Source organism: Pseudoalteromonas sp. L21, assembly GCF_021728035.1.
In the GTDB taxonomy this organism is placed as follows: Bacteria; Pseudomonadota; Gammaproteobacteria; order Enterobacterales; family Alteromonadaceae; genus Pseudoalteromonas; species Pseudoalteromonas arabiensis.
The window spans coordinates 124,831-149,777 of sequence record NZ_JAKKCV010000005.1 but is presented as its reverse complement, the minus strand read 5'-3'; the positions used below and the strand labels follow the sequence as shown (position 1 = coordinate 149,777).

Annotated in this window: 21 protein-coding genes; 16 read left to right on the top strand and 5 right to left on the bottom strand. The window is 41.7% G+C overall.

The window, feature by feature from the left end:
* Positions 1-169 precede the first annotated feature (169 nt).
* Both metB and metL read left to right on the top strand, forming a co-directional pair.
* Positions 170-1,429: a cystathionine gamma-synthase gene (gene metB / locus L3V41_RS15150; protein ID WP_062567296.1), complete on the top strand. Its 1,260-nt coding sequence runs from the start codon at positions 170-172 to the stop codon at positions 1,427-1,429.
* Positions 1,430-1,434: 5 nt separating this feature from the next.
* Positions 1,435-3,780 carry a bifunctional aspartate kinase/homoserine dehydrogenase II gene (gene metL, locus L3V41_RS15145; RefSeq protein ID WP_237128040.1) on the top strand — a complete coding sequence of 782 codons (2,346 nt, stop codon included), beginning with the start codon at positions 1,435-1,437 and terminating at the stop codon, positions 3,778-3,780.
* 96 nt (positions 3,781-3,876) lie between these two features.
* Here the strand turns inward: metL and L3V41_RS15140 are convergent, their stop codons facing one another.
* The gene (locus tag L3V41_RS15140; protein ID WP_062567298.1) at positions 3,877-6,378 is read right to left on the bottom strand and encodes a PBP1A family penicillin-binding protein; all 2,502 of its coding nucleotides are present in this window, start codon (positions 6,376-6,378) and stop codon (positions 3,877-3,879) included.
* A gap of 132 nt (positions 6,379-6,510) precedes the next feature.
* On the opposite strand from L3V41_RS15140, the gene L3V41_RS15135 reads away from it, so the two are divergent.
* The 9 genes from L3V41_RS15135 to L3V41_RS15095 all read left to right on the top strand — a co-directional run bounded on the left by L3V41_RS15135 (position 6,511) and on the right by L3V41_RS15095 (position 15,371).
* Complete coding sequence (locus tag L3V41_RS15135) at positions 6,511-7,590, top strand: pilus assembly protein PilM (RefSeq protein WP_193988242.1); 1,080 nt, start codon at positions 6,511-6,513, stop codon at positions 7,588-7,590.
* The gene (locus L3V41_RS15130) at positions 7,578-8,150 is read left to right on the top strand and encodes a PilN domain-containing protein (protein ID WP_062567300.1); all 573 of its coding nucleotides are present in this window, start codon (positions 7,578-7,580) and stop codon (positions 8,148-8,150) included. Before L3V41_RS15135 ends, L3V41_RS15130 begins: the two co-directional genes overlap by 13 nt.
* Positions 8,140-8,745 (top strand): type 4a pilus biogenesis protein PilO, encoded by a 606-nt coding sequence (locus L3V41_RS15125; protein WP_062567301.1) that lies wholly within the window; start codon positions 8,140-8,142, stop codon positions 8,743-8,745. Before L3V41_RS15130 ends, L3V41_RS15125 begins: the two co-directional genes overlap by 11 nt.
* Positions 8,742-9,278, top strand: a complete 537-nt coding sequence (locus L3V41_RS15120) for a pilus assembly protein PilP (RefSeq protein WP_193988243.1) — start codon at positions 8,742-8,744, stop codon at positions 9,276-9,278. Before L3V41_RS15125 ends, L3V41_RS15120 begins: the two co-directional genes overlap by 4 nt.
* On the top strand, positions 9,265-11,343 hold the full coding sequence (locus L3V41_RS15115; protein ID WP_237128039.1) for a type IV pilus secretin PilQ family protein: 2,079 nt from the start codon (positions 9,265-9,267) through the stop codon (positions 11,341-11,343). Before L3V41_RS15120 ends, L3V41_RS15115 begins: the two co-directional genes overlap by 14 nt.
* A gap of 179 nt (positions 11,344-11,522) precedes the next feature.
* Positions 11,523-12,041, top strand: coding sequence for a shikimate kinase AroK (gene aroK, locus L3V41_RS15110; protein ID WP_036973192.1), 519 nt, complete (start codon positions 11,523-11,525; stop codon positions 12,039-12,041).
* Between the two features lie 26 nt (positions 12,042-12,067).
* On the top strand, positions 12,068-13,138 hold the full coding sequence (gene aroB / locus L3V41_RS15105) for a 3-dehydroquinate synthase (protein ID WP_237128038.1): 1,071 nt from the start codon (positions 12,068-12,070) through the stop codon (positions 13,136-13,138).
* Entirely contained in the window at positions 13,138-14,475 is a 1,338-nt protein-coding gene (locus L3V41_RS15100) for an AAA family ATPase (protein ID WP_193988244.1), read from the top strand. Before aroB ends, L3V41_RS15100 begins: the two co-directional genes overlap by 1 nt.
* A 53-nt stretch (positions 14,476-14,528) precedes the next feature.
* A complete protein-coding gene (locus L3V41_RS15095) occupies positions 14,529-15,371 on the top strand; it encodes a Dam family site-specific DNA-(adenine-N6)-methyltransferase (protein WP_062567306.1) in 843 nt (280 codons plus the stop codon).
* Here the strand turns inward: L3V41_RS15095 and L3V41_RS15090 are convergent.
* Together L3V41_RS15090 and L3V41_RS15085 are read right to left on the bottom strand one after the other, a co-directional pair.
* A complete protein-coding gene (locus L3V41_RS15090; protein WP_062567307.1) occupies positions 15,343-15,528 on the bottom strand; it encodes a DUF2970 domain-containing protein in 186 nt (61 codons plus the stop codon). The two genes, L3V41_RS15095 and L3V41_RS15090, sit on opposite strands and share 29 nt — an antisense overlap.
* Positions 15,529-15,533: 5 nt before the next feature.
* On the bottom strand, positions 15,534-15,830 hold the full coding sequence (locus tag L3V41_RS15085; RefSeq protein WP_062567308.1) for a hypothetical protein: 297 nt from the start codon (positions 15,828-15,830) through the stop codon (positions 15,534-15,536).
* A gap of 317 nt (positions 15,831-16,147) precedes the next feature.
* On the opposite strand from L3V41_RS15085, the gene rpe reads away from it, so the two are divergent.
* Genes rpe through trpS form a run of 3 tightly spaced genes read left to right on the top strand, consistent with a single transcriptional unit; the run spans position 16,148 to position 18,547 of the window.
* Positions 16,148-16,834 carry a ribulose-phosphate 3-epimerase gene (gene rpe, locus L3V41_RS15080; RefSeq protein ID WP_062567309.1) on the top strand — a complete coding sequence of 229 codons (687 nt, stop codon included), beginning with the start codon at positions 16,148-16,150 and terminating at the stop codon, positions 16,832-16,834.
* On the top strand, positions 16,831-17,496 hold the full coding sequence (locus L3V41_RS15075; RefSeq protein WP_237128037.1) for a phosphoglycolate phosphatase: 666 nt from the start codon (positions 16,831-16,833) through the stop codon (positions 17,494-17,496). The genes rpe and L3V41_RS15075 overlap by 4 nt, the downstream gene beginning before the upstream one ends.
* 46 nt (positions 17,497-17,542) lie before the next feature.
* On the top strand, positions 17,543-18,547 hold the full coding sequence (gene trpS, locus L3V41_RS15070; protein ID WP_062567311.1) for a tryptophan--tRNA ligase: 1,005 nt from the start codon (positions 17,543-17,545) through the stop codon (positions 18,545-18,547).
* Between the two features lie 58 nt (positions 18,548-18,605).
* Here trpS and L3V41_RS15065 read toward each other — a convergent pair whose 3' ends face one another.
* A complete protein-coding gene (locus L3V41_RS15065) occupies positions 18,606-19,664 on the bottom strand; it encodes a hypothetical protein (protein WP_062567312.1) in 1,059 nt (352 codons plus the stop codon).
* Positions 19,665-19,676: 12 nt separating this feature from the next.
* On the bottom strand, positions 19,677-22,496 hold the full coding sequence (gene uvrA, locus L3V41_RS15060; RefSeq protein ID WP_237128036.1) for an excinuclease ABC subunit UvrA: 2,820 nt from the start codon (positions 22,494-22,496) through the stop codon (positions 19,677-19,679).
* A gap of 162 nt (positions 22,497-22,658) precedes the next feature.
* Here uvrA and L3V41_RS15055 point away from each other — a divergent pair, with 162 nt between their 5' ends.
* Together L3V41_RS15055 and ssb are read left to right on the top strand one after the other, a co-directional pair.
* Positions 22,659-24,026: an MFS transporter gene (locus L3V41_RS15055; protein WP_062567314.1), complete on the top strand. Its 1,368-nt coding sequence runs from the start codon at positions 22,659-22,661 to the stop codon at positions 24,024-24,026.
* Positions 24,027-24,046: 20 nt separating this feature from the next.
* Positions 24,047-24,745 (top strand): single-stranded DNA-binding protein, encoded by a 699-nt coding sequence (gene ssb / locus L3V41_RS15050; RefSeq protein ID WP_062567315.1) that lies wholly within the window; start codon positions 24,047-24,049, stop codon positions 24,743-24,745.
* Positions 24,746-24,947 lie beyond the last annotated feature (202 nt).

Here is a 24,947-nt window from a genome sequence, read left to right as displayed (position 1 = left end):
TGCGGAAATTTTATCTCTTTAAAAAAGATAGTCAAATACTAGTTGTTTAGCCATCTAGTCGTGTAAATGTATAAACTTCTTTATGTCAGCCACAAATGCTTTGACTTCTCATAATTGATCATCTAACCTTTTAGACGTCTAAACATCCAATTAATGAGTAGGTGATGAAATGAGTGAAAAAAATAAAGCGACGATAGCTGTTCGTCATGGTATCGAAGCTGACAAACATCATGGTGCTGTCGTTCCACCTATCTATTTATCAACCACCTATTCATTTGCTGATTTTGATACTAAACGTCAGTATGACTACGGACGCAGTGGTAATCCGAATCGTGATATTTTGGCTGAAACACTGGCTGAACTTGAAGGCGGTGCAAAAGGCATTATTACAGCAACGGGTATGTCTGCGGTGCATTTAGCAACACAGCTTTTAAATAGTGACGACACTTTAGTGATCCCGCATGACTGCTATGGTGGCAGTTACCGTTTATTCACATCATTAGAAAAGCGCGGGTTATTGAAGCTAAAAGTGTTAGATTTAACCAACAGTGAAAATCATCAAGAAATTTTAGCAATCAAACCAAAGCTTATCTGGATAGAGACACCCAGTAATCCAATTTTGCGTTTAACTGATATTAAAGCGATCACCTCAATTGCTAAGCAATGTGGAGCTTTAGTTGCTGCCGATAATACGTTCTTATCACCAGCACTCCAAAATCCAATTCAGTTTGGTGTAGATATCGTCGTACATTCAACGACTAAGTATATTAATGGCCACTCAGATGTAGTAGGTGGTGCAGTGATTGCCGCAACACAAGAGCTTGGTGATGAACTAGCTTGGTGGGCAAATAACATTGGTATTACCGGTGCACCATTCGATAGTTATTTAACCCTTCGTGGTTTGCGAACATTAAATGTGCGCTTAAAACAACACCAAGAGAATGCGTTTGCAATCGCTCAGTATTTAGAAAATTCGCCTTTTGTTAGTCAGGTTTATTACCCTGGTCTTGCTTCTCATCCTCAGCATGAGCTCGCTAAAGCGCAGCAACGTGGCTTTGGTGGTATGGTTAGCTTTGATATTAAAGGTGATATTAATGACGCTGCTGCGTTTTTAACAAGCTTAAAAGAGTTTAGCCTTGCAGAGTCATTGGGTGGGGTTGAGAGCCTTATTTGCCATCCTGCGACAATGACTCATGCTGGCATGGATCCTAAAGCACGCCTTGAGGCAGGTGTGGGCGATACACTCATTCGTATTTCTGTCGGTATTGAAGATATTAACGACTTAATTGCTGATCTGGAACGTGTTTTCAATCAAGTTAAACCAGGCGAAGGCTTACAAGCGGGCCAACCTAAAGCCGCTCAAGTACAGCCAACTAATCAGCAAAATACATCGTTTAAGTTAACGCCTGCACATACGGCATTGTGGTAGAAGAAATGGTTAATATTGTTCATAAATTTGGTGGCTCAAGCCTAAGCTCAGCCGAGCGGTATCAAGCAGTTGCGAACATTGTGTTGGCAAACACTGAGCTAGGCGATTGTGTTGTTGTATCAGCCTCTGGGAAAACGACAGACACACTTGTAAAGCTCTGGCAGAGCTATCAACAAAATGATAATCAAGCTGTGAGTGATATTTTATTGCTTATTGATAATAATCAGCGTGCACTAATCGAGCAGCTATTAGTGTCGCAGAGTAAGCAACATGCATTAGCTAAACTAAAAGATGAATTAGCATCACTGACAGCGTTAATTGCCCAGCAACAACTACATGAAGCACCTTTACTTGCTCATGGTGAGGTTTGGTCTGCTCGGTTACTTGCAGCCTATTTAAATCAACTCGGTTTAGAATCTAAAGATGTTGATGCAAGACAGCTCTTTACTTTGCATGATGGCCAATTGTTGCATCAAAAAAATCAGCAAAGTTGCAGTGAGTTAATCAACCATAACCAGATCAATGTTGTGACGGGGTTTATTGCCGCTGATTGCCAAGGCAATACCGTAACCCTAGGGCGCAATGGCAGTGACTATAGTGCCACACTACTGGCTAGTTATACCTTTGCAAAGCAAGTTTCAATTTGGACTGATACACAAGGTGTATTTAGTACAGATCCTCGCAAAGTTAAAAATGCTGTTAAGTATAACAAGGTATGCCGTGAACAAGCGAATTTGTTAGCCCGTTTAGGTAACCCTGTATTGCATGCTAAGACATTGTCGCCGCTAAAAGGTAGCGACATTAAACTCGTTGTAAGAAGCAGCTTTGACTGTGAGGCAAGCCCAACAGAGGTTGTAAAAGAGGGGTACAGTAAAGCTAAACGTTTTATTACGACCCTTGATAACATTGACTTGCTTCGTATTGATAAATTAAGTAGTGGCGAAGTGGGTGAATTGAGCCAGTTGATTCAGCATAGCCTGCATCACTTTGTAAAAGCCGGCGATACCTATCTGTTAGTGCCAGGCTCGTGTACACATCAAGTTGTAAGTTACCTTGCAGGGCGTGCCAATATTGTTGAGTCTAATTTAAGTGGTTGTGCGGTGGTAGCGCCAAGTAGTGATATTAGCTCACTCGCAGAGCAAACAACGGCGTTATTAAAAGAGCAAAGTATCAACACACGCTTTGTACAGCAAGATGAAAACTACGTATTAGTTTTAAAAGACCAAGCGATTGATAGTGACGTGCTGACCTTACTACACGACAAGTTAATTAATAAAGGCCAAGAGTTGGCTGTGATTGTTGCTGGGCTGGGTAATGTTGGGGAGGTGTTTCTTTCACAACTACAAGCGCAGCTAAAACGCCTTTCAGAACACTATGAAGTGAAAGTGGTCGCTTTACTTCGCTCCAAGCAAATGCTGTTTAGTGCTAGTGGTTTAAACACTGAGATGTGGCAAGAACAGTGGCAAAATGAAGCACAAAACTACGAAAAAGAAGAGCTATTAACACGTATTAGTGAACTCGATTATGAGCACAAAGTGATCGTAGATATCACAGCTAGTGAAGCGTTTAGCCTTTTATACCCTGATTTTGTTGAGCTAAACTGCCACCTGATCAGTGCTAATAAATATGCTGGTACGGCAGCTAATAGTTGGTATCAAAACTTACGCAGTAATTTAGCTGAGCGTAATTTATTATGGCGTTATAACACCAGTGTTGGTGCAGGTTTGCCTATCAACTTTGCACTCGCTGATCTGCAAAACAGTGGCGATAAAATTAACCGTATTGAAGGGGTTTTTTCCGGTACTCTGTCGTGGTTATGCAGCAGTTATGATGGCAGCGTGCCGTTTTCTGATTTAGTACTAAAAGCACAGCAAATGGGTTACACAGAGCCTGATCCTCGTGAAGATTTGTCGGGTCGAGATATGCAACGTAAGCTGCTTATTTTAGCACGTGATCTTGGTCTTGATTTAGAGCTTGATGATATTGCTTTAACACCATTAATGCCTGAAGAGTTGGCCGCGGGTAGTTGGCAAGATTTCTTAGCAAATAAGCATTTACTTGATGAATTTATGAAGATAAAAGCTGAGCAAGCACAAGTCGAAAATAAGCTTGTTCGCTATACCGGCGCGATTACCATTACTCATGGCAACGTGAAAGCTGAAGTTGGTCTAGTTAATGTAGCAAAAGACGATGTGCTGGCAAGCCTTAAGCCAGGTGACAATATCTTTGTTATTAACTCACAGTGGTACACTGAGAACGCTTTGGTAATACAAGGCCCAGGTGCAGGAAAAGAAGTCACTGCGGCAGGGGTTCATTCTGATTTGTACTGGTTGGTGAACAACCTAAAATAAATCTTGTTTATCGTGTAATAAAAAACCGCCAAATGAAGTGACCCCCAATAGTTGGACATGCCAATTACTGGGGGTCTTTTTATTACACTCAATTAGCTAAAATAGCTCTTCTTCTGTTGAAAGATTTTCTTCGAATACATCAGTTGGCTGATCGAGTACATATTTCGTAGGGGCTGTGCCCTTAATAAAGTACTCAAAGCGGCTGGTATAATCATTTTTATGACTAAGCAAGCCCGTGGCTAAGTCAATACGAACAGACACCAGTCCTTCAGGTAACTCAATAGGTGCCTCAGGCATGCCATCGAGTGCGACTCGCATAAAATCAACCCAAGCAGGTTGAGCTGTTTTAGCACCAGACTCTGCACCAGATATTTGTGATTTATCTAGATTATTATTGTAGGTTGAACGGCCAAGTGGGTTACCTGGGTTATCGAAACCAACCCACACTGAGGTCATTACATTTCGATTAAAACCACTAAACCAAGTATCCACAGAGTCATTGGTTGTACCGGTTTTACCAGAAAGATCACGGCGCTCAAGTGCTTGAGCTCGCCAGCCTGTACCACTCCAGCCCGTTTTGTGGGTCCAACTACCGCCACCCCAAATTGCGCTATGCATCGCTTGTGAAATTAAGAAAGCATTTTGCTTTGAAATAATACGCGGTGCACAACGTGGCGCAGTATCAGGTTGTGCTGAATTTAACTGGTCACTGTCAGCTGTATAACTTGTAAATGATGTCGGCTCGGGCGTGTCACACGCAAGCTCTGGCTGTGTTTTAAATATCGTATTGCCAGAAGAATCCTGTATTTCAGTAATAAAATACGGGGTGATGAGGTGTCCACCATTAGCAAAGCTACTCATCCCTCTGGCAAGTTCAAGCGGTGTAATTGAAGCACTGCCTAATGCAAGGGATTCACTGCGGTTAATATCGCTATTCAAAAAGCCGAATTTGAGTAGGTGGTCTGCGGTGCGTTGTAAGCCAACACCGCGTAGTAACCTTACAGAGATCACGTTTTTAGATTGTGCAAGGGCACGGCGGATACGAATAGGGCCGTTATACACTGCAGGGCTGTTCTTTGGACGCCATGCAACACCTTGGCTTTTATCCCACTGATTTATTGGCGCATCATTTAAAATAGATGCCAAGGTGTAGCCGTTTTCAAGTGCCGCTGAGTAGATAAACGGTTTTATATTTGACCCTACTTGACGTTTTGCTTGAACAGCACGGTTGTATTGGCTTTGCTCAAAGCTGTAGCCCCCAACGATAGCCTTAATACGGCCATCTTGTGGGTCGAGGGATACCAATGCACTTGATGCCTCTGGTATTTGGCTCAAAATGTAGCTGTCATCAGTGTTTTTACGAAGCCATATTTGCGCACCCGCTGTGAGGATTTCAGCAGCTGTTTTTGGTGGGAAGCTTTGACGGTAGCGAGTGATATATTTACGCGCCCACTTTAAGCCATCCCATTCAACCGTTACCTGTTCGCCATTTTTTAGCAACACTTGAATTGATTGTTCTGCAACTTGGGTAACGACACCTGTTAATAATGGACCAAACTCTTTAACGTCTTTTAGTTTTTCTAAAATCGCGTCTTTGTTAAGAGGATTTTCTGTTTCGCTATCCCATAGCTGAGCTGTTGCACCTCGATAGCCATGACGCATATCGTAAGCATGGAGGTTATTGACTAAAGCATCTTGTGCAGCTTGTTGTATTTCAGAATCGATACTTGTAAATACTCTAAAGCCAGTATTGTAAGCGCGTTCATGACCAAAACGGGCGACCATTTCTGCACGTACCATTTCTGAAATATAGGGCGCGTATACATCAATTTCAGCGCCGTGAAACTTAGCTGTGATAGGGGCACTAGTTGCTTCATCATATTGCGCTTGTGTGATGTATTTTTCTGTATACATACGACCAAGCACTACGTTTCGACGTGCTTTGGCACGTACAGGGTTTCGGATAGGGTTTAAAGCAGAGGGGGCTTTTGGTAAGCCTGCAATCATCGCCATTTGCGCAAGGGTTAGTTCGTTTAGTTCTTTACCGTAGTAAACTTGGGCGGCGGCACCAATACCAAAAGCTCGATTTCCAAGCTCAATTTTATTTAAGTACAACTCAAGAATTTCATCTTTACTAAGAATACTTTCAATATGCAGTGCGATGAAAATTTCTTTGACCTTACGAATATAAGCTTTTTCTCGAGTTAAGAAAAAGTTACGAGCTAACTGCATAGTTATAGTGCTTGCGCCTTGTTTCTTTTCACCTGTGGATATGAGTACAATGGCAGAGCGAACAATACCAATAGGGTCAATCCCTATGTGTTCGTAAAAGCGGTTGTCTTCAGTTGCCAAAATTGCATCAATGAGTGGCTGTGGTATTTGATCTATCGTGACGGGAATACGTCGTTTTTCACCAAATTGATTAATCAATAAGCCGTCCCGAGAAAAAACCTGCATAGGTGTCTGTAACTGAACGTCTTTTAGTACCTGAACGCTAGGAATGTCAGGTTTAACGTAATAGTATAGACCGACTAAAGTAATAAGGCCTAAAAACGAGCAGATGATAATAAATTGTAAAGTTCTCTTTAATAAAATCACTTATATTTTCCCTAAATAGACTCCCAATTAGAATCGGAGACTGCTAGTATATATTGATTAAAAAATGAATAATATTTTTTCAGACAAAAATTATAACTTGTTTATTATTAAAACAAAGGCCAAGTTGCAAACATGCTAAGTCAACTATTTAAAAAGCCTTCATCTATGATGGTAGGGATCGACATTGGATCGCATTGTATCAAAGCGGTGTTGTTGCAGAAAACAGACGCAGGTTTGCGACTTGAGGCTTTAGCGATAGAACCTATGCCTAAAGGCGCAATATCTGAACGATCAATCCAAGATATTGAAGCAATTGGCAATGTGATTACTAAATTAAAAAAGAAACTACCCAAATCAGTTCAGTCCGCGGCCGTAGCCGTGTCTGGACAAACCGTGATCACGAAAGTTATTTTTATGGATGTATCATTAACTGATGCTGAATTAGAGTCGCAAATTGCCATTGAAGCCGACAGCCTCATTCCTTATCCACTTGATGAGGTTAATATTGATTTCGAAAAACTTTCAATCAATGAAGCTGATCCAAGTAAAGTGAATGTTTTACTCTCTGCTGCGCGAACTGAAAGTGTAGAGGCACGGGTTAGTGCACTTGAAACAGCCAACCTGAAAGCGAAAGTTGTTGATGTTGAAAGCTACGCATTGAGCCGTGCCATGGACATCTACTATCAGCAGCTACCAAGTGATGCTTTTAACAAGTGTGTAGCCGTCGTTGATATCGGTGCTGTATTGATGCTGGTGAGTGTTGTTCAAGCGGGTGAAACGATATATACCCGTGACCAAGTATTTGGTGGTGACCAATACACTAATAGTATTGTCAGTTATTACAACAAGAGTTTTGATGAAGCTGAAATTGGTAAAACAACCGGTGATTTACCCCCTAATTATACCTTTGAGGTGCTTGCACCATTTCAAACATCGCTTTTACAGCAAGTAAGGCGTGCTGTGCAAATGTTCCTAACAACCAGTGGTAAAGATCAGGTCGATTATATTGTTTTAACCGGTGGAACCGCCATGATAGATGGGTTAGACCGTCTATTGATTGAAGAATTAGGGATCCATACAGTGGTTGCAGAACCTTTTGCTAATATTGAGATAGCCCCAAAGATAGATCGTAACGTTTTACAACGTCATCGTACGCAATTTGCAATAGCGACAGGGTTAGCATTAAGGAGCTTTTCATCATGCCACATATAAACCTGCTACCTTGGCGTGAACAGCAACGAAAAGAGTCACAAAATAAATTTGTCACTATTTTGTTTGCAGTTGTGGTGGTTTGCTTCTTGAGTATGTACATCCTGAGCTCTTTTTATAGCGGTCTGCGCGAAGGGCAAAATATTAAAAATGATTTTTTGAACACAGAAATAGCATTACTGAATCAACGTATTCGTGAAATTAACGAGTTGGATAAAAAGAAAGAAAGCTTACAACAACGTATGCGCTTAATCGAAGAGTTACAAAGCAGTCGTAACCTGGGTACGCAAATTATGGACGAAGTTGCGAAAATAGTGCCTGCGGGAGTGTATTTAACTAAATTAGAGCGCCGCGGTAATAGTATTCATGTTGTTGGTCGTAGCGAGTCAAATAACCGTTTATCAACCATGCTACGCCAAGTTCAAGGCTCTTATTTACTTGAACGACCTATCATGCAAGGTATTGTTGCAGGTGAACAAACATCAAGACTACTGAGTGACTTTAATATGGAATTTTATGTTAAGCCATTTGATAAGATAGGCGAGGCGCGCAATGAACCTTGATATCAAATCGTTAACAGAAATAGATTGGAATGAAATAGAGCTCGAAAACATGGGCGATTGGCCTATCGCCGTTAAAGTTCTGTGTTGTAGCTTTGTTGCAGCTATTGTACTTTACTTTAGTTACAGCTTATTGGTGTCTGATGAAATCGCGAGTTACCAAGCCGCTGTTGAGAAAGAAACCCAATTGCGCACCACCTATAAGCAAAAGTACGCTATAGCCAGTAATTTAGAACTGTATCGCCAACAAATGATTGATATGGAAGAAAAGTTCTCGCAGCTATTGAAGCGCTTACCGACCTCAAATGAAACCCCTGGATTACTCGATGATTTATCTTATGTGGGAACAACCAGCGGCCTTACATTCTTAAAAATTGGTTGGTTACCTGAAATAGAAAAAGAATTTTATACTGAGTTACCAATAAAAATAGAGGTTGTGGGTACTTATCATGAGTTTGGTGATTTTGTTGGTAAAGTCGCACAGCTTCCTCGTATTGTCAGCCTTCATGATTTCACAATTCAAACCTTAGGGAATGATGAGTTAACGTTTAGTGTTGTGGCTAAAACATACCGTTATGAAGGAGGGACTAAAAAGTGAAACAGTTCCCCTTAGTAATCATGATGAGTTTATTGCTCAGTGCCTGTAACGATGATACCTCTGAGCAAAAAGAGTTTATTGATCAGGTTAAAGCAAGCACAACGCCGAAGGTCGAGCCGATTCCACAAATGGCGAATTTTGAGTATTTTGAATACAGTGCGGGTAAAATGCGCAGCCCATTTGTCGCCCCTAAGCCTGAAATTATTCAAAATAATCTCGTGCAGGTAAAAAACTGCTTACATCCCGATCCTGACCGTGTTCGCCAGCCACTAGAAAAATACCCGCTTGATAATTTATCAATGAAAGGAACAATTGGCCGAAGTGGTCAAACATGGGCACTGATCAAAGCGGCTGATGAAACTCTTTATCGGGTTACTGTTGGTAATTATCTTGGTTTGTATCATGGCGAAATAAAAGAAGTGCATGACAATTATATACAATTATTAGAATTAATCCCTGATGGGGCTGGTTGTTGGAAAGAGCGTCTGACAAAACTAGAAATGTTAGAGGCAAATACAAATGGTGCAAGTTAATCGTATGAAAAGTAAAAACAAAATGCATAAAGCAACGACTTGGTTAAATGATATGCATAAATATATATTAGCTGCATTAGCTTTTTTTATGGCGCAAGCTGCTGTAGCCGCTCCATTATTATATGACATACGTTATAACCCATTAATGAAGGGCGAGACACAATTACAACTCGTCTTTGATGAAGCACTTACCTTTGAGCCAAAAGTGCAGGTGTATAATACGCCAGCTCGTATTGAGATGCTATTCAGTGATGTAGGCGTTGATAACGGTGTTCGTGATGTAGCCGTAAACCAAGCGGGTATAAAGCATGTGACAAGCACAATGACTTCTGAAGGTCTAAAAGTGACAGTGTCTTTAGAGCGTTTGAAAATTTATAAAACAACCGCTAAAGATAACATAGTCAGCTTGCATGTTTCGGACAATCCAATCACATCCGACGAAGCCGATCCTCTTTCTGCAAAGAACAATTATATCAATACAATTCAGTCGATAGATTTTCGCCGTGGTGAAAAGGGAGAAGGGCGTGTACTTGTATTTCTGCAAGATACGCAAGCTGCCATCGACGTTCACGAAAGTGGTGGGAAAATTGTTGCAGAGTTTCATCACACAGATATTTTAGATGATCTACTTTATCAATTAGATGTACTTGATTTTGGCACTGTGGTTAGCTCAATCGAAACCTTTAAAGAGGGTAATATGAGCCGTGTTGTCATTGAGCCTAATGCGGCGTTTAAATTTACTCATCAACAAATAGAAAATATTTTCACCCTCACTGTTGAAAAAGATGATTCACAGCGAGCCTACCTTGATGGTGGTATAGAGTATCAAGGTCGACCAATGACCTTAAACTTTCAAGATATTCCGGTGCGCGCCGTTTTGCAGATTATTGCTGGCTATAATGAGTTTAATCTAGTGACCAGTGACTCTGTAACAGGAAACATCACATTACGCCTAGAAGGTGTACCATGGGATCAAGCGCTGGACGTTGTGTTAAAAGTCAAAGGTTTAGACAAACGTATGGATGGCACGATTTTAATGGTTGCGCCATCTGAAGAGCTTGCAGCCCGAGAAGCAAAAGAGTTAAAAGCGAAACAACAAGTTGAAGACTTAGAACCTCTATACAGTGAGTACATTCGCCTTAACTACGCAAAAGCAGAAGAGTTTGCGGACTTATTAAAAACCGACACCAATAGTATCATTTCTGCGCGTGGTAGTGTGTCAGTTGATAAACGTACTAATACACTGCTAATCAAAGATACCGCAAAGAGTATTGAAAGTGTTCGCCGTATGGTTGAAACCTTAGATATTCCGGTAAAACAAGTGGTGATTGAGTCACGTATGGTAACAGTACGAGACAATGTTCAAGAAGACTTGGGGGTTCGTTGGGGCTTTAGTGATCAACAAGGGAGTGATGGGATTGCTGGCACATTAGAAGGTGCAGAGACGATTTCGAATGGGGTTATTCCTAATTTGTCTGATCGACTCAACGTTAATTTACCAATCTCAAACCCTGCGGGAAGCATTGGTATGCATGTAGCAAAACTTGCAAATGGCACCTTAATTGATTTAGAGCTGACAGCGCTTGAGGAAGAAAACAAAGGTGAAATTATTGCAAGTCCTCGTATTACAACAGCAAACCAGCAAAAAGCGCGCATAGAACAAGGTACTGAGATCCCTTATGTTGAAGCGGCATCAAGTGGTGCAACAACGGTGAGCTTTAAAAAAGCAGTATTAAGCTTAGAAGTAACACCGCACATCACGCCAGATAACAAAGTCATCTTAGATCTTGTGATTACACAAGATACACGCGGTGACACTGTTCAGACACCAACAGGACCTGCTGTAGCGATTGATACCCAACAGATTCAAACACAAGTGTTGGTTGAAAACGGACAGACGGTTGTGCTTGGCGGTATTTTCCAACAGCAAATCGTCAATTCAACAAAGAAAGTCCCCCTATTGGGTGATATTCCGTACTTAGGTGTTTTGTTTAGAAGCACCAGTGAATTTAATGAAAAAAGAGAGTTACTGATCTTCGTAACACCAAAAATCCAAATCGATTAGGTGATTTTTTCTTAATCAACGAGCAATTAACCTGTTTAATTGCTCGTTATCTGGCTTTTTATGTTAATTGACTTGAAATACCCAATCAATTACTGAGATAATCCCCTCCTTAATTTTGGGGCCAGGTCGTTAGGCGGGGTTTTATTTCAAATTTTAGAGTTCGTTTGTACTAAAAAGATATGGCTGAGAAACGTAATATATTTCTAGTGGGCCCTATGGGGGCTGGCAAAAGCACAATTGGTCGTCACATTGCTGACCAATTACACCTTGAATTTTTCGATTCAGATCAAGAGATCGAGCGTCGTACTGGAGCAGATATTGCTTGGGTATTCGATCTTGAGGGTGAAGAGGGCTTTCGACTTCGTGAAGAAACTGTTATTTCAGACTTAACTGAGATGCAAGGTATCGTTCTTGCAACCGGTGGTGGTTCTGTGATCAGTAAAGAAGTACGTAACAAGCTTTCTGCTCGTGGTATTGTTGTATACCTTGAAACGCCGATCGAAAAGCAAGTTGCACGCACGCAGCGCGACAAGCGTCGTCCATTATTGCAAACAGAAGAAGCACCGCGCGATGTATTAGAGCGCTTAGCTGAAGAACGCGAACCGCTATACAAAGAAGTCGCTGATTTTGTTGTCCGCACTGATGAACAAAGCGCAAAAGTTGTTGCTAATCAAATCATCGAGAAATTAGATTTTTAAAAACCAAGAATAAAAGGAAACTAGCGATGCTTGAATTAACTGTTAATTTGGACGAGCGAAGTTATCCTATTTATATTGGTCAATCTGCACTTCAATACCAAGGTCGACTCCGTGAACATATCGGTGATTGTCGACCTGTTATTATCACCAACGACACTATTGCACCTTTATATTTAGATGATGTAATGAGGTCGTTGGCTGATCTTAATCCGCTCTCTTTTATTATTCCTGATGGTGAACAATACAAGTCACTAGAGTGGTTTGAAAAGATTTCAGCATTTTTACTTGAGCATAACTGTGGCCGAGACACCTGCTTAATAGCTTTGGGTGGTGGTGTGGTTGGCGACTTAACGGGCTTTGTGGCAGCGTGTTATCAACGTGGCGTGCCGTTTATACAAGTACCAACAACCTTACTATCACAGGTCGATTCCTCGGTGGGTGGTAAAACAGCGGTAAATCATCCGTTAGGTAAGAACATGATTGGCGCTTTCTATCAGCCACAAGCGGTGTTCATTGATACTAAGTCTTTGCATACGTTGCCTGAGCGTGAGTTTGCAGCAGGTATGGCTGAAGTCATTAAGTATGGCCTGATCTACGATACAGAATTATTTGCTTACCTTGAGCAAAATATTGCCAACCTTAAATCACTCGATGAGCAAACTTTACAACACGTGATTTACCGTTGCTGCGAAATTAAAGCGCTTATTGTTGCTGAAGATGAAAAAGAAGCGGGCCTGCGTGCATTATTGAATCTAGGTCATACGTTTGGTCATGCGATTGAAGCACAGATGGGCTATGGTAATTGGCTACACGGTGAAGCGGTTGCAGCGGGTATGGTATTGGCGGCAAGACTAGCACACAAGCGTAATGATTTATCACAGCAAGAGGTTGAACGTATTGAAGCGCTTATTGCTCAATACGACTTACCTGTGGAAGCGCCAGATGAGATGACTTGCGAGCAGTTTCTTACCCACATGCGCAAAGATAAGAAAAATAAAAAAGGCACCATTCGCTTTATTCTTCCTACAAAATTTGGTCAATGTGCGCTGGTTAGTGATGTAACTGATCAGCAGGTTTGTGATTTACTTATACGCTAATGCAATCGCAAATATTGCCTAGCCGTGCTGCGCTAGTTGATCGAATCGCCCTACAGTTTGAATATGGGCAAAACCTGATATGTTTATTAGGTCCTTCTGGTTTAGGGAAAAGTTATCTATTAGAAACTTTTATTACCGATAAGTATCTTGAGTTTAATAAAGCTTTTGTGCAACTTAACGGTAAGATGACGGATCAACAATTTGTTACTGATTTACTCGAACAGAATTTTCGCAACCCGCTTATCGATCACTCATTAACACTTTCAGAGAACTTTTATCAGCTCTATAAGCAGCAGCCATGTGGCGATTGTTTATGGGTTATCGATGGTGGTCGTCACCTATCAGAAGAGCTTGTTCAGCAGCTTGAGCTTATTGCCAAGCAAAGCCCCAGCACGCTCTATATCCTAATAGCCTCGCAATCGGTAGGGCAGTTTACACAAGCCGTAGAAATTCATCTTGAAGCCCTCAATATGAGTGAGAGTAAACAATTAATGCGTTGGTTCTTTCCTAACTTGCCAGTTGAAGAAGACCCTGTTTTTCGCACTTTTGTTGAAGAAGCAAAGGGTAATCCAGCTCTTTTATTGGCTTGGCAGCCACAAGAACACACCGCTGATATTCGTGAACCTGAAAAAAGTTATAAATTACTCTACTTACTCTTATTACTGTTAACGACCATGCTGCTGATAATTGGCTTTTTATACAAGGCCGATATGACCGAGTGGTGGAAAGAGCATTATCAACAAGATACAACAGCAAAGGTAGCCACTGCGCTGCCAGCTGAAAAAATCATAGCACCAACTGACAAAGCACTTGAAAAAGCACCTATTGAAACCGCTCAGCAACAAAGTAATGAGCAAGAACAACCTGTTGCTACGCTATCACATGAAAATAACGTATCAGCAATTGTTGATAGTTTAGCTATTCCTGTACCTGCTGAACCTCAAGAAACGGCAGAAAGTGATGATACCGCCACTGGTTTAGAAGATGCACCCGCGGAGCAAAAGCAGCTAACAGAGCCCGCTGAGGTTGCAACGTTAACAGGAAATGCCTGGTACTTAGCTGAACCTGATGAGCACTTTGTTATTCAACTGCTGGCTGTAACTAAACAAGAAATTACCGATAAGTTTATTACAGAAAATAACTTACAGGATACAGTTCACATATACCAAGCCCTACGTAATGGTACACGTTGGTGGATTGTTACTTCCGGCAGTTATAAAACCTTAGGTGACGCAAAAAAGGCTGCTTTACAGCTTTCTGATAATGTGCGTAAAAATCAGCCTTTTTACAAAAAAATAAGTAAAATTAAGCAAGAAATCGCCTCACTAGATCAGTAAAATAAAACAGATTAGTGTAGAATCGCGCAACACTGAATTGAAGTTAAGAGCAGATGCAGCAAAAGACCAGAGCCTTCCTTAAGTGGGCAGGTGGAAAATACAGCTTAGTAGAAGATATTCATGCCCGTTTAAAAAAAGCGAGCGCGAGCGCTGATACCTTAGTTGAGCCTTTTGTTGGTGCAGGTTCTGTTTTCTTAAATACAGATTTCAAGCATTACATTCTTAATGATATCAATGCAGACCTTATCAACCTATATACCGAACTAAAACGCACTCCGGATGAGTTTATTAGTGATGCGAAAAAACTATTCGTTGAATTAAACAATCATCCTGAAGCTTATTATGAGTATCGTGTTCAGTTTAATCAAAGCAATGATGTGTATGAGCGTGCTATCTTATTCTTATACATGAATCGCCATGGCTACAATGGCTTATGTCGCTACAACCTCAAAGGCATTTTTAATGTGCCTTTTGGTAAATATAAGCGCCCATATTTTCCTGAAAAAGAAATGAGCTTTTTTGCGCACAAAGCACAGCAAGCAACCTTTACTTGCTTAGGTTATGACGAAGTATTTAAGCTTATTCCTGAAAATGCGGTTGTTTATTGCGATCCACCTTATGTGCCGTTAAGTAAAACGGCCTCATTTACCTCGTATGCGAAAGGGGGCTTTAATTTAGATGATCAAGCTAACCTAGCAAATCTGGCAGAGCAAACAGCATTTGAAAATAACACTCCAGTGCTTATCTCAAACCACGATACAGTGTGGACTCGGAAAATATACAGCCAAGCAGCACTTGATGAGATTCAGGTGAAACGCACAATTAGCCCAAAAGGGGGCTCGCGGAATAAAGTAAACGAGTTGATGGCTATGTATTTAGCACCAAAGAAACGGTGAAATAAATAGCCGCTACGAATAAGCTAAATAACACAAGAGCAATAACAATGATTGTGCTTAATGAGTGCTCTTTGAAATCGGCCTGACGTTTGTTTTCTGATTGCACACCAAAAAAAGCAGCGAAAACACTTTGTAATGCGCTAAAAAACTTACTCATCGGGCTTAAAATTTCGAGCCTAAACTACTAACTTTTTTTGATTCTTCACTACTTGTTAGTAATTCTAGTAAATCTAAATAATGGAATTGTGCGCTGCGGCTATCGCCTGTAAGCCAAGAAAACCAACCAGTTTCTTGTTCGGCTTGCATACATTGATTAGCACTTGTAGAAAGGCCTGTTGTGTTACATTGACAATTTGATGCAGTTAATAAAAAGTCGTCATTCGCAGTTGAAAGCGAATGTGCAAAAGCAGCAACAGTCAGTGCGGACGCGATTAAGATCCCAGTTTTAAAAGCACGCATGGTAATAACCTTTGTTTATGTTATTTTGCCAAGCATACCTAACAATTGCTCAAATAACAAACTTAATTACTGCTGAATTTAAGGAAAAATTAATAAAATTAGTGTCTTGAGGTAAGCTTTATGTTTAATTTTTGTGTGTTAAAACCTAACTATGCGAATAAATTAAATAATTTATTACTCATACTCAAGTTTAGTTAGCTGAATGGACTAGTTCACTGTATTTATTTACCTCACAAAGAGCGCAGTGTTTTAATCGGCTAGCTATTGGGTTACATTATGCGCTCTTCTTGCTGTCGCAAATTATAATGGAATTTCTCATGTTGGAAACATTACAAAAGTATTTAATAGCCCCGTCTATACTCTCGGCCGATTTTGCTCGCTTAGGTGAAGATGTTGATCGTGTACTCGCAAGTGGCGCTGATGTTGTACATTTTGATGTAATGGATAACCATTATGTGCCAAACCTAACTTTTGGCCCGATGATTTGTAAAGCACTGCGTGACTACGGCGTGACGGCACCGATTGATGTACATCTCATGGTAAAACCAGTCGATCGAATTATCCCAGACTTTGCAGAAGCAGGCGCTTCAATTATTAGTTTTCACCCTGAAGCCAGTGAACATATTGATCGCACCTTGCAGCTCATAAAAGACAGTGGCTGCCAAGCAGGTCTGGTGTTCAACCCTGCAACCAGTCTTAGCTACCTTGAACATGTACTCGATAAAGTCGATGTAGTGTTATTAATGTCGGTTAACCCAGGCTTTGGCGGCCAAAGCTTTATTCCTCATACCCTCGAGAAGCTTCGCCAAGCGCGTAAAATTATTGATGACTCAGGTCGCAATATTCGTTTAGAAGTTGATGGTGGTGTGGGTATTGATAATATTGCCGAAATAGCAAAAGCGGGCGCTGATATGTTTGTCTCAGGCTCTGCGATTTTTAATCAACCAGATTATAAAGCGGTAATCGATGCAATGCGCAGTGAACTTGCGAAGGTTGATTCATGAAATACGATGCAGCATTTTTTGATTTAGATGGCACCTTAGTCGACAGTGTTTATGATTTATATATTGCAATGAACCTGACTCTGACTGACTTAGCATTTCCAGTTGTTAGCCAAAAGTTGGTCGAAAGCTGGGTGGGAAATGGGATAGAAACACTTGTTAAGCGCGGCTTGAGTGGCGATATGCAAATCAGTGAACATTTAGACGAAGCCCTTGCTGAGCGCGCTATTAATTTGTTTTATCAGCATTATGACCACGTTGTGGGTGACTATAGTGCGCTTTATCAGCATGTAGAAACAGGGCTTGCTGCGCTTGCTGGTGTGCCTAAAGTGGTGATCACCAATAAGGCACGTCGTTTTACCGAGAAGTTACTTGATAAACTCTCACTGACCAGCCATTTTCAGCTGATTGTCTGTGGTGATGATATGGCAAAGAAACCATCACCTGAGCCTTTGCAGTTTGCATGTCAGCAACTTGATGTAAGCCCAGAAAAAGCGGTTATGATAGGCGACTCAAAAAGTGATATTTTGGCTGCCAAAGCGGCTAATATTGAAGTTGTTGCGCTAAGCTACGGCTATAACCAAGGTGAAAACCTCGCTGATTTCAATCCAGAGTACCTCTGCGAGAATTTCTTAGATATAATACCTGTTCTTACCCAAAGGTAAGTGCATTTTAAATTCGTCTTTTTAAGTAAAAATATAAAGGAACATCATGAGTAAACCAGTAGTGTTAAGCGGCATTCAGCCAACCGGTGGTATGACAATAGGCAACTATGTTGGCGCTATTAACCAGTGGCTTAAGCTACAGGAAGACCACGAAAGTTTCTTTATGTTAGTAGATTTACACGCCATTACTGTACGTCAAGATCCAGAGCAACTACGCTCTCGCGTGCTTGACGGTATTGCGCTGTATGCAGCATGTGGTATCGACCCTGAGAAATCGGCACTATTTGTACAATCTCAAGTGCCTGAACATGCTCAGCTTAGCTGGGTTTTAAACTGTTATGCGCAAATGGGTGAGCTTAACCGTATGACGCAGTTTAAAGATAAGTCGTCAAAGCATGCGAATAACGTAAATGTGGGTTTATTCTCTTACCCTGTGCTGCAAGCGGCTGATATCTTGTTATATCAGGCTGATCAAGTGCCAGTGGGTGAAGATCAAAAGCAACATCTTGAGTTAACACGGGATATTGCAACACGTTTCAATAACTTATACGGTGATGTGTTTAAACTACCTGAACCATACATCCCTGAGTTTGGTGCACGTGTAATGAGCCTGCAAGATCCGTTGAAAAAAATGTCTAAGTCAGATGAAAATCCAAACGGTTACATCATGTTATTAGATGAGCCGAAGAAGATAGAAAAGAAACTGAAAAAAGCAGTAACAGATTCTGACGAGCAAGCGCGTATCTACTTTGATCGTGAAGAAAAACCAGGTGTATCTAACTTACTCACTTTATTATCAGTTGCAACTAAGCGCTCAATTGAAGACTTAGTGCCTGAATATGAAGACAAAATGTATGGTCACCTGAAAAAAGACACAGCAGCAGCTGTTGTTAATATGATTGAGCCAATTCAAGCGCGCTTTAAAGAAATTCGCGAAGATCAGTCACTACTTGATAGCATTATGAAATCAGGTGCTGAAAAGGCGAGTATCCGCGCTGAAAAAACATTAAAAGCTGTTTACGATGCGGTAGGTTTTATCCCTCGTCCGTAAGCTTTTCAACAAATTATTGAAATAAAAATACCGCTGAATAGCGGTATTTTTTTGTCTGCTATTTAGTAACTGGCAAGATACCTGGTGAGTCACAAGCTATCACTTCAAAGCGGTAGCCATACTCCGCATTGTTATCTGGGGTTACTTGCACAATTTCATAATCATTGAGTTCAACCGCTTTACTGTTTTCTGTTTTTACGCAGCGGGAGTAACTATCTGCCTCAAAGCTGTATGCAAACATGGCAATTAAGCGTTTACTGCGTTCAAAGTAGCCTTTGGTATCTAAAAACTGGCGAAGGTTTTCGGCTGTTTCGCCATCACCGTCAAGATTTATGTCAGGCTTTGGTGTGAGTGGTTTCTCTGAGCTGTCTGGCAATTGTTGTTCTATTTTTTCACTGAGTTCTTCAACCGCTTTTTGTTGCTCTTCACCTGACTCTTTAGCAATGGCTTTACTATCTGCAAAGGTGCTGACAATGTTGTCGAGTACTTCTTCAGGCGGTTGGTCGTCAATAAAGGAAATTAGGTTAATCAATACCACTGACGCTAATACAAAGCGCACTATGGCGGTTAATAGTGGCGAATAGCTTTGGCTTATAAACTTAATTCGCTCAGAGCCAAATGGTTTTATCAGTAATAAAGCAAAAATATAGAAGGGTAAAAAAAGTTGAAATAATAATAGGGTCGCTAGGCTAATGCCCATCGCCCAAGGGGGTAAATATAAGAGAGTGGCAAAGTTATGCGTGTAGTTAAAGTGAGTAGATGAGACATGAGTTACATCGTTTACAATACCGCTCGCACCGGCCAATACAAAGTTAGCGATACTGGCGTAGAAGATTAAAATTAACGCTTTGCCTGCAAGTGAATGCCAAAGCTGATTAAATTTCGGCCAAAACTCTATAACGAGTGCTATGATCGTAATGGTTGCACTTAACCAGCCCGATTGTAGAACAATCAGGCTGCTTAATGCTAACAGATAAAGCTTTTGCGCGGTACTTAAGTTAAACCAAATGGCTTGTATACGTTCAACCAGCTTTGTTTTATGTGGCTGCCAGCTACGCTGCTGTTGTTGAAGCTGTTTATTCGCGCGCCATTTTGCAATTTTTAAATACCTACGCACGCAATATCCTTTTTATAGTAGTGGTTTTAAGTATCTTCCAGTGTGTGAACGCTCACAATCAGCGACCTCTTCAGGTGTACCAGAAATTAAAATTTCTCCCCCACCTGAACCGCCTTCTGGACCTAAATCGACAATCCAGTCTGCGGTTTTAATCACATCAAGATTATGCTCAATAACGACTATGGTGTTACCGTGATCGCGTAAACGGTGGAGCACTACCAATAATTGCTGAATATCAGCAAAGTGTAAACCCGTAGTTGGTTCATCAAGGATATATAAGGTTTTACCCGTATCGCGTTTTGACAGTTCACGAGCCAGTTTCACACGCTGCGCTTCACCACCTGAAAGAGTCGTTGCAGCTTGACCTAAGCGAATATACGACAAGCCGACATCCATTAAGGTTTGTAGTTTACGTGCAATAGCGGGAATTTTATCAAAGTACTCACGGGCATCTTCAACAGTCATTTCGAGTACTTGGTGAATGTTTTTACCTTTGTACTGTACTTCGAGTGTTTCGCGATTATAGCGCTGACCCTTACACACATCACAAGGCACATACACATCCGGTAAAAAGTGCATTTCTACCTTGATTACGCCATCGCCTTGGCACGCCTCACAACGACCACCTTTCACGTTAAAGCTAAAACGACCCACTTTATAGCCTCGTGAACGGGCTTCCTGAGTGCCTGCAAATAGCTCACGAATACCGGTAAAAATACCGGTGTAAGTTGCAGGGTTTGAGCGCGGAGTACGGCCAATGGGGCTTTGGTCAATATCAATGACTTTATCAAAATGATCCAGACCTTGAATTGACTTATACGGTGCCGCTTCTGCGGTTGTTGCGCCATTTAACTCGGTATGAGCCAGCTTAAATAAAGTGTCGTTGATAAGCGTTGATTTACCTGAGCCTGATACACCTGTGACACAGGTCATTAAGCCAAATGGAATACGTAAATCAACGTTCTTTAAGTTGTTACCTGTGGCACCAAATAACTCAAGCCATTTGTCGTTGGTTTGATGGCGAGCCGCAGGTACTTCGATTTTCTTTTCACCAGAGAGGTACTGACCGGTGATTGAATCTTTACTTGCTAGAATATCGTCGTGAGTACCCTCGGCAATAACATGGCCGCCATGAACCCCCGCACCTGGGCCAATATCGATAATATGATCCGCCGCTCGAATGGCATCTTCGTCATGTTCAACCACAATCACTGTATTGCCTAAATCACGTAAATGAATAAGGGTTTTTAGTAAGCGGTCGTTATCGCGTTGGTGTAAACCAATTGAAGGCTCATCCAGTACGTACATAACACCAACAAGACCTGCACCGATTTGGCTTGCTAAACGAATACGCTGCGCTTCACCACCAGACAGGGTGTCGGCACTTCGCTCAAGCGATAGATAATTAAGGCCTACATTAATTAAGAAAGATAAACGGTCACGAATTTCTTTGAGAATTTTTTCGGCAATTTGCGCGCGCTGGCCTGTCAGACTTAAACTTTCAAAAAATGCCATGCTTTCACCAATACTCATTGTGGTGATAGCTGGTAGATTCGTTTGACCAATAAATACGTGGCGAGCTTCTTCACGCAATCGAGAGCCATGACAGCTCGGACACGCTTGGCTCGTTTGGTATTTAGCCAGTTCTTCGCGCACTGAGTTTGACTCGGTTTCACGGTAGCGGCGATTCATATTATTTAAAACGCCTTCAAACTCATGGTTACGCGTAATTAAATCGCCACGATCGTTACGATAATTAAAGGCAATTTTAGTTTTGCCTGAGCCTTCAAGAATCACTTTTTGAGCCTCTTTACTAAGCTCTTGGAAAGGCACTTCTAGATCAAACTTATAATGCTCTGCGACTGCTTGCAGCATTTGGAAGTAATAAAAGCTGCGTTTGTCCCAGCCTTTAATTGCCCCACCCGATAAACTTAACTCTGGATTTTGCACAACGCGGTTTGGATCAAAATATTGACGCACACCTAAACCATCACAGCTTTGACATGCACCCGCTGGGTTATTAAACGAGAATAAACGCGGTTCTAGTTCACTCATGGCATAGCCACACGTTGGGCAGGCAAAGTTAGCAGAAAACAGCATGTCTTCGCTGAGTGAGTCGTCCATCGCCGCTACATGGGCAATACCACCTGATAGCTCAAGGGCTGTTTCGAATGATTCAGCTAAACGCTGTTGTTGGCCATCTTTTACTTTAAAGCGGTCAACCACGACCTCGATAGTATGCTTTTTATGAAGCTCGAGAGTCGGTGGATCAGATAAGTCACATACTTCGCCATCAATACGGGCGCGGATAAAGCCTTGGCTTGCGAGTTGCTCTAATAGCTTAACATGCTCACCTTTGCGATCTTTGACTACTGGGGCTAACAGCATTAGCTTACTACCTTCAGGTAGGGCTAAAACCGTATCGACCATTTGGCTGATCGTTTGTGCGGCAAGTGGCAAGTCGTGAGTAGGGCAGCGAGGCTCACCTACGCGGGCAAATAATAAACGTAGGTAATCGTAAATCTCAGTGATTGTACCAACTGTTGAACGCGGGTTATGCGAGGTCGATTTTTGCTCGATAGAGATAGCAGGCGATAAACCTTCGATGTGATCGACATCGGGTTTTTCCATTAGCGATAAGAACTGTCTTGCATAGGCTGACAGTGATTCAACATAACGACGTTGCCCTTCTGCATACAAAGTATCAAACGCTAAAGACGATTTCCCTGAACCAGATAGGCCAGTGATAACTATCAGCTTATCACGGGGAATGGTTAGGCTGATGTCTTTTAAATTGTGCGTGCGGGCGCCTCGGACTTCAATGTTTTCCATGCTATCTCGTTTTATTACCTAATTATTTTTTCAGTATCTCATAATACGCGATAAGATTAATCCTTGATCAAAGAAAAAATCATCACTTACAGGTGATTATTTAGTTTTCGCTTGTGGTAGAATCCACGCTCAGATTTTAATAGACAGCAAGATCAGTAATTCATGACAGCATCTTCACTCAACTCTCGAGAAAAACGCGCAGCCGTTTCGTTGGCGAGCGTATTTGCATTCCGTATGCTTGGCTTATTTATGCTGATGCCAGTATTGGCGATTTATGGTCAGCAATTAGAAGGGTTTTCGCCACTATGGATTGGCTTTGCTATTGGTGCTTATGGTTTAACACAAGCTGTGTTGCAAATTCCGATGGGTTGGTTGTCTGATAAAATTGGTCGTAAAAAAGTCATTATTGGGGGCCTGTGTGTGTTTGCGCTGGGCTCTGTGATTGCGGCAACCGCTGAATCTGTGCAAATGGTGACACTAGGGCGCGCCTTACAAGGTATGGGCGCGATTGCCAGTGCATTATTAGCGCTGGCTTCTGATTTAAGCCGTGATGAGCAACGCCCGAAAGTGATGGCCGTGATTGGCATGTGCATTGGTATGAGCTTTGCCGTTGCCATGCTACTTGGACCAATTGTTGCTGCCTCTTGGGGAGTTGCTGGCGTATTTTGGCTTACCGCTGGGCTTGCTCTTTTAGGTATTTTAATTGTGTTATTTTTAGTACCTAATGCGGTTAGTAAAGCCCCAAAAGGCGACACGCTCGCTACCTTAGATGACATTAAGCAACTCATTAAACACCCGCAATTAGCACGCCTTGATTTTGGTGTGATGTTGCTTCACCTTACATTAACCACCGTATTTGTAGCCTTACCAGGCCAGCTTATAAAAGATGGTTTAATTGCCGATCACCATTGGTATTTATACATCCCTGTGCTGTTTTTAGCGTTTTTCTTGATGGTGCCGATAATGATAGTGGCGATTCGCAAAGAAAAAGAGAAACAAGCCTTTATTGGCTCAATCGCGCTGCTTGTTTTAAGTATGCTGGCTATGTCCCTATGGGTTGACTCTGTGATTGGCATTGGAATTTGTATGCTGGTTTACTTTATTGCTTTTAACTTTTTAGAAGCAACCATGCCTGCACTTGTGTCGCGTATTGCCCCTGCAAATCAAAAAGGCTCTGCGATGGGCGTGTTCTCATCAACGCAGTTTTTTGGTGCCTTTTTAGGTGGTTTATTAGGGGGTTACGTTGCTCAAGTATTAAGTGCGCAAGCAGTGTTTGCGGCGGCGGCACTTGTTGGGTTAATATGGCTTATCCTTGCTTGGAATATGCAAGTCCCACCAAGAAGTAAAATTATTAGCTTAATGACTGAATTAAGTTCAGAGCAGCAGGCACAAGTGCTTGCTTCTCGTCTAGTTGCTTTACCGGGCGTAATTGAAGCAACGGTTGTTTGTGATGAAAATCGCAGCTATTTAAAGATTAATGATAAAGAATTTGACCTAGACCAAGCACGCAAAGTGGCTGGTTTAATCTAACGTTTTATAGGAGAAGTTCCATGGCACGCGGTGTGAACAAAGTTATCTTGGTTGGTAATTTAGGCCAAGATCCAGAAGTACGTTATATGCCTAATGGCAATGGCGTAGCGAATATCAGCATTGCTACGACAGATAGCTGGAAAGATAAAAACACAGGGCAAATGCAAGAGCGTACTGAATGGCACCGTGTTGTGTTATTTGGCAAACTAGCAGAAGTTGCTGGTGAGTATCTTCGTAAAGGTTCACAAGTGTACATTGAAGGTCGTTTACAAACGCGTAAATGGACTGACCAATCAGGCCAAGAAAAATACACCACAGAGATCGTGGTAGACATGGGTGGCCAAATGCAAATGCTAGGTGGTCGTGGTGGCGATCAACAAGGTGGTGGTTATCAAGGTGGCCAATCACAAGGCGGTTACCAAGGTGGTCAACAACAAGGTGGCGGCTACGGCGGTGGCTCACAACAAGCACAAAGCAATAATAGCTATGCTCCACAACAACAGTCTGCGCCAGCACAGCAGCAACAGCGCCCGCAGCAGCAACCTGCACCACAACAACAAAGTAATAACCAGTATGGTGGCGGTTATAATCAACAGCAGCAAAACAACGCGCCACAACAAGGTGGTGGTTTTGCTCCTAAACCTCAAAATGCACCACAAGGCGGCGCATCAAACCCGATGGAACCACCAATCGATTTTGATGATGATATTCCGTTCTAGATCACTCGCATTGAGTGTTTGAGTTATTTAAACCCAGCCTAATTGCTGGGTTTTTTATTGCTTTAACATGGCTTTGTTATTTTGCGTAAGCTTGCAGTTGTCGGTTACAAAATAATTATCATTAACACTTTTTGCTAGGTGTTTAAAAATACATGACTTTTGACAGCGTTGGTCTTAGGATAATTCTGAAATTGCTTTTAAT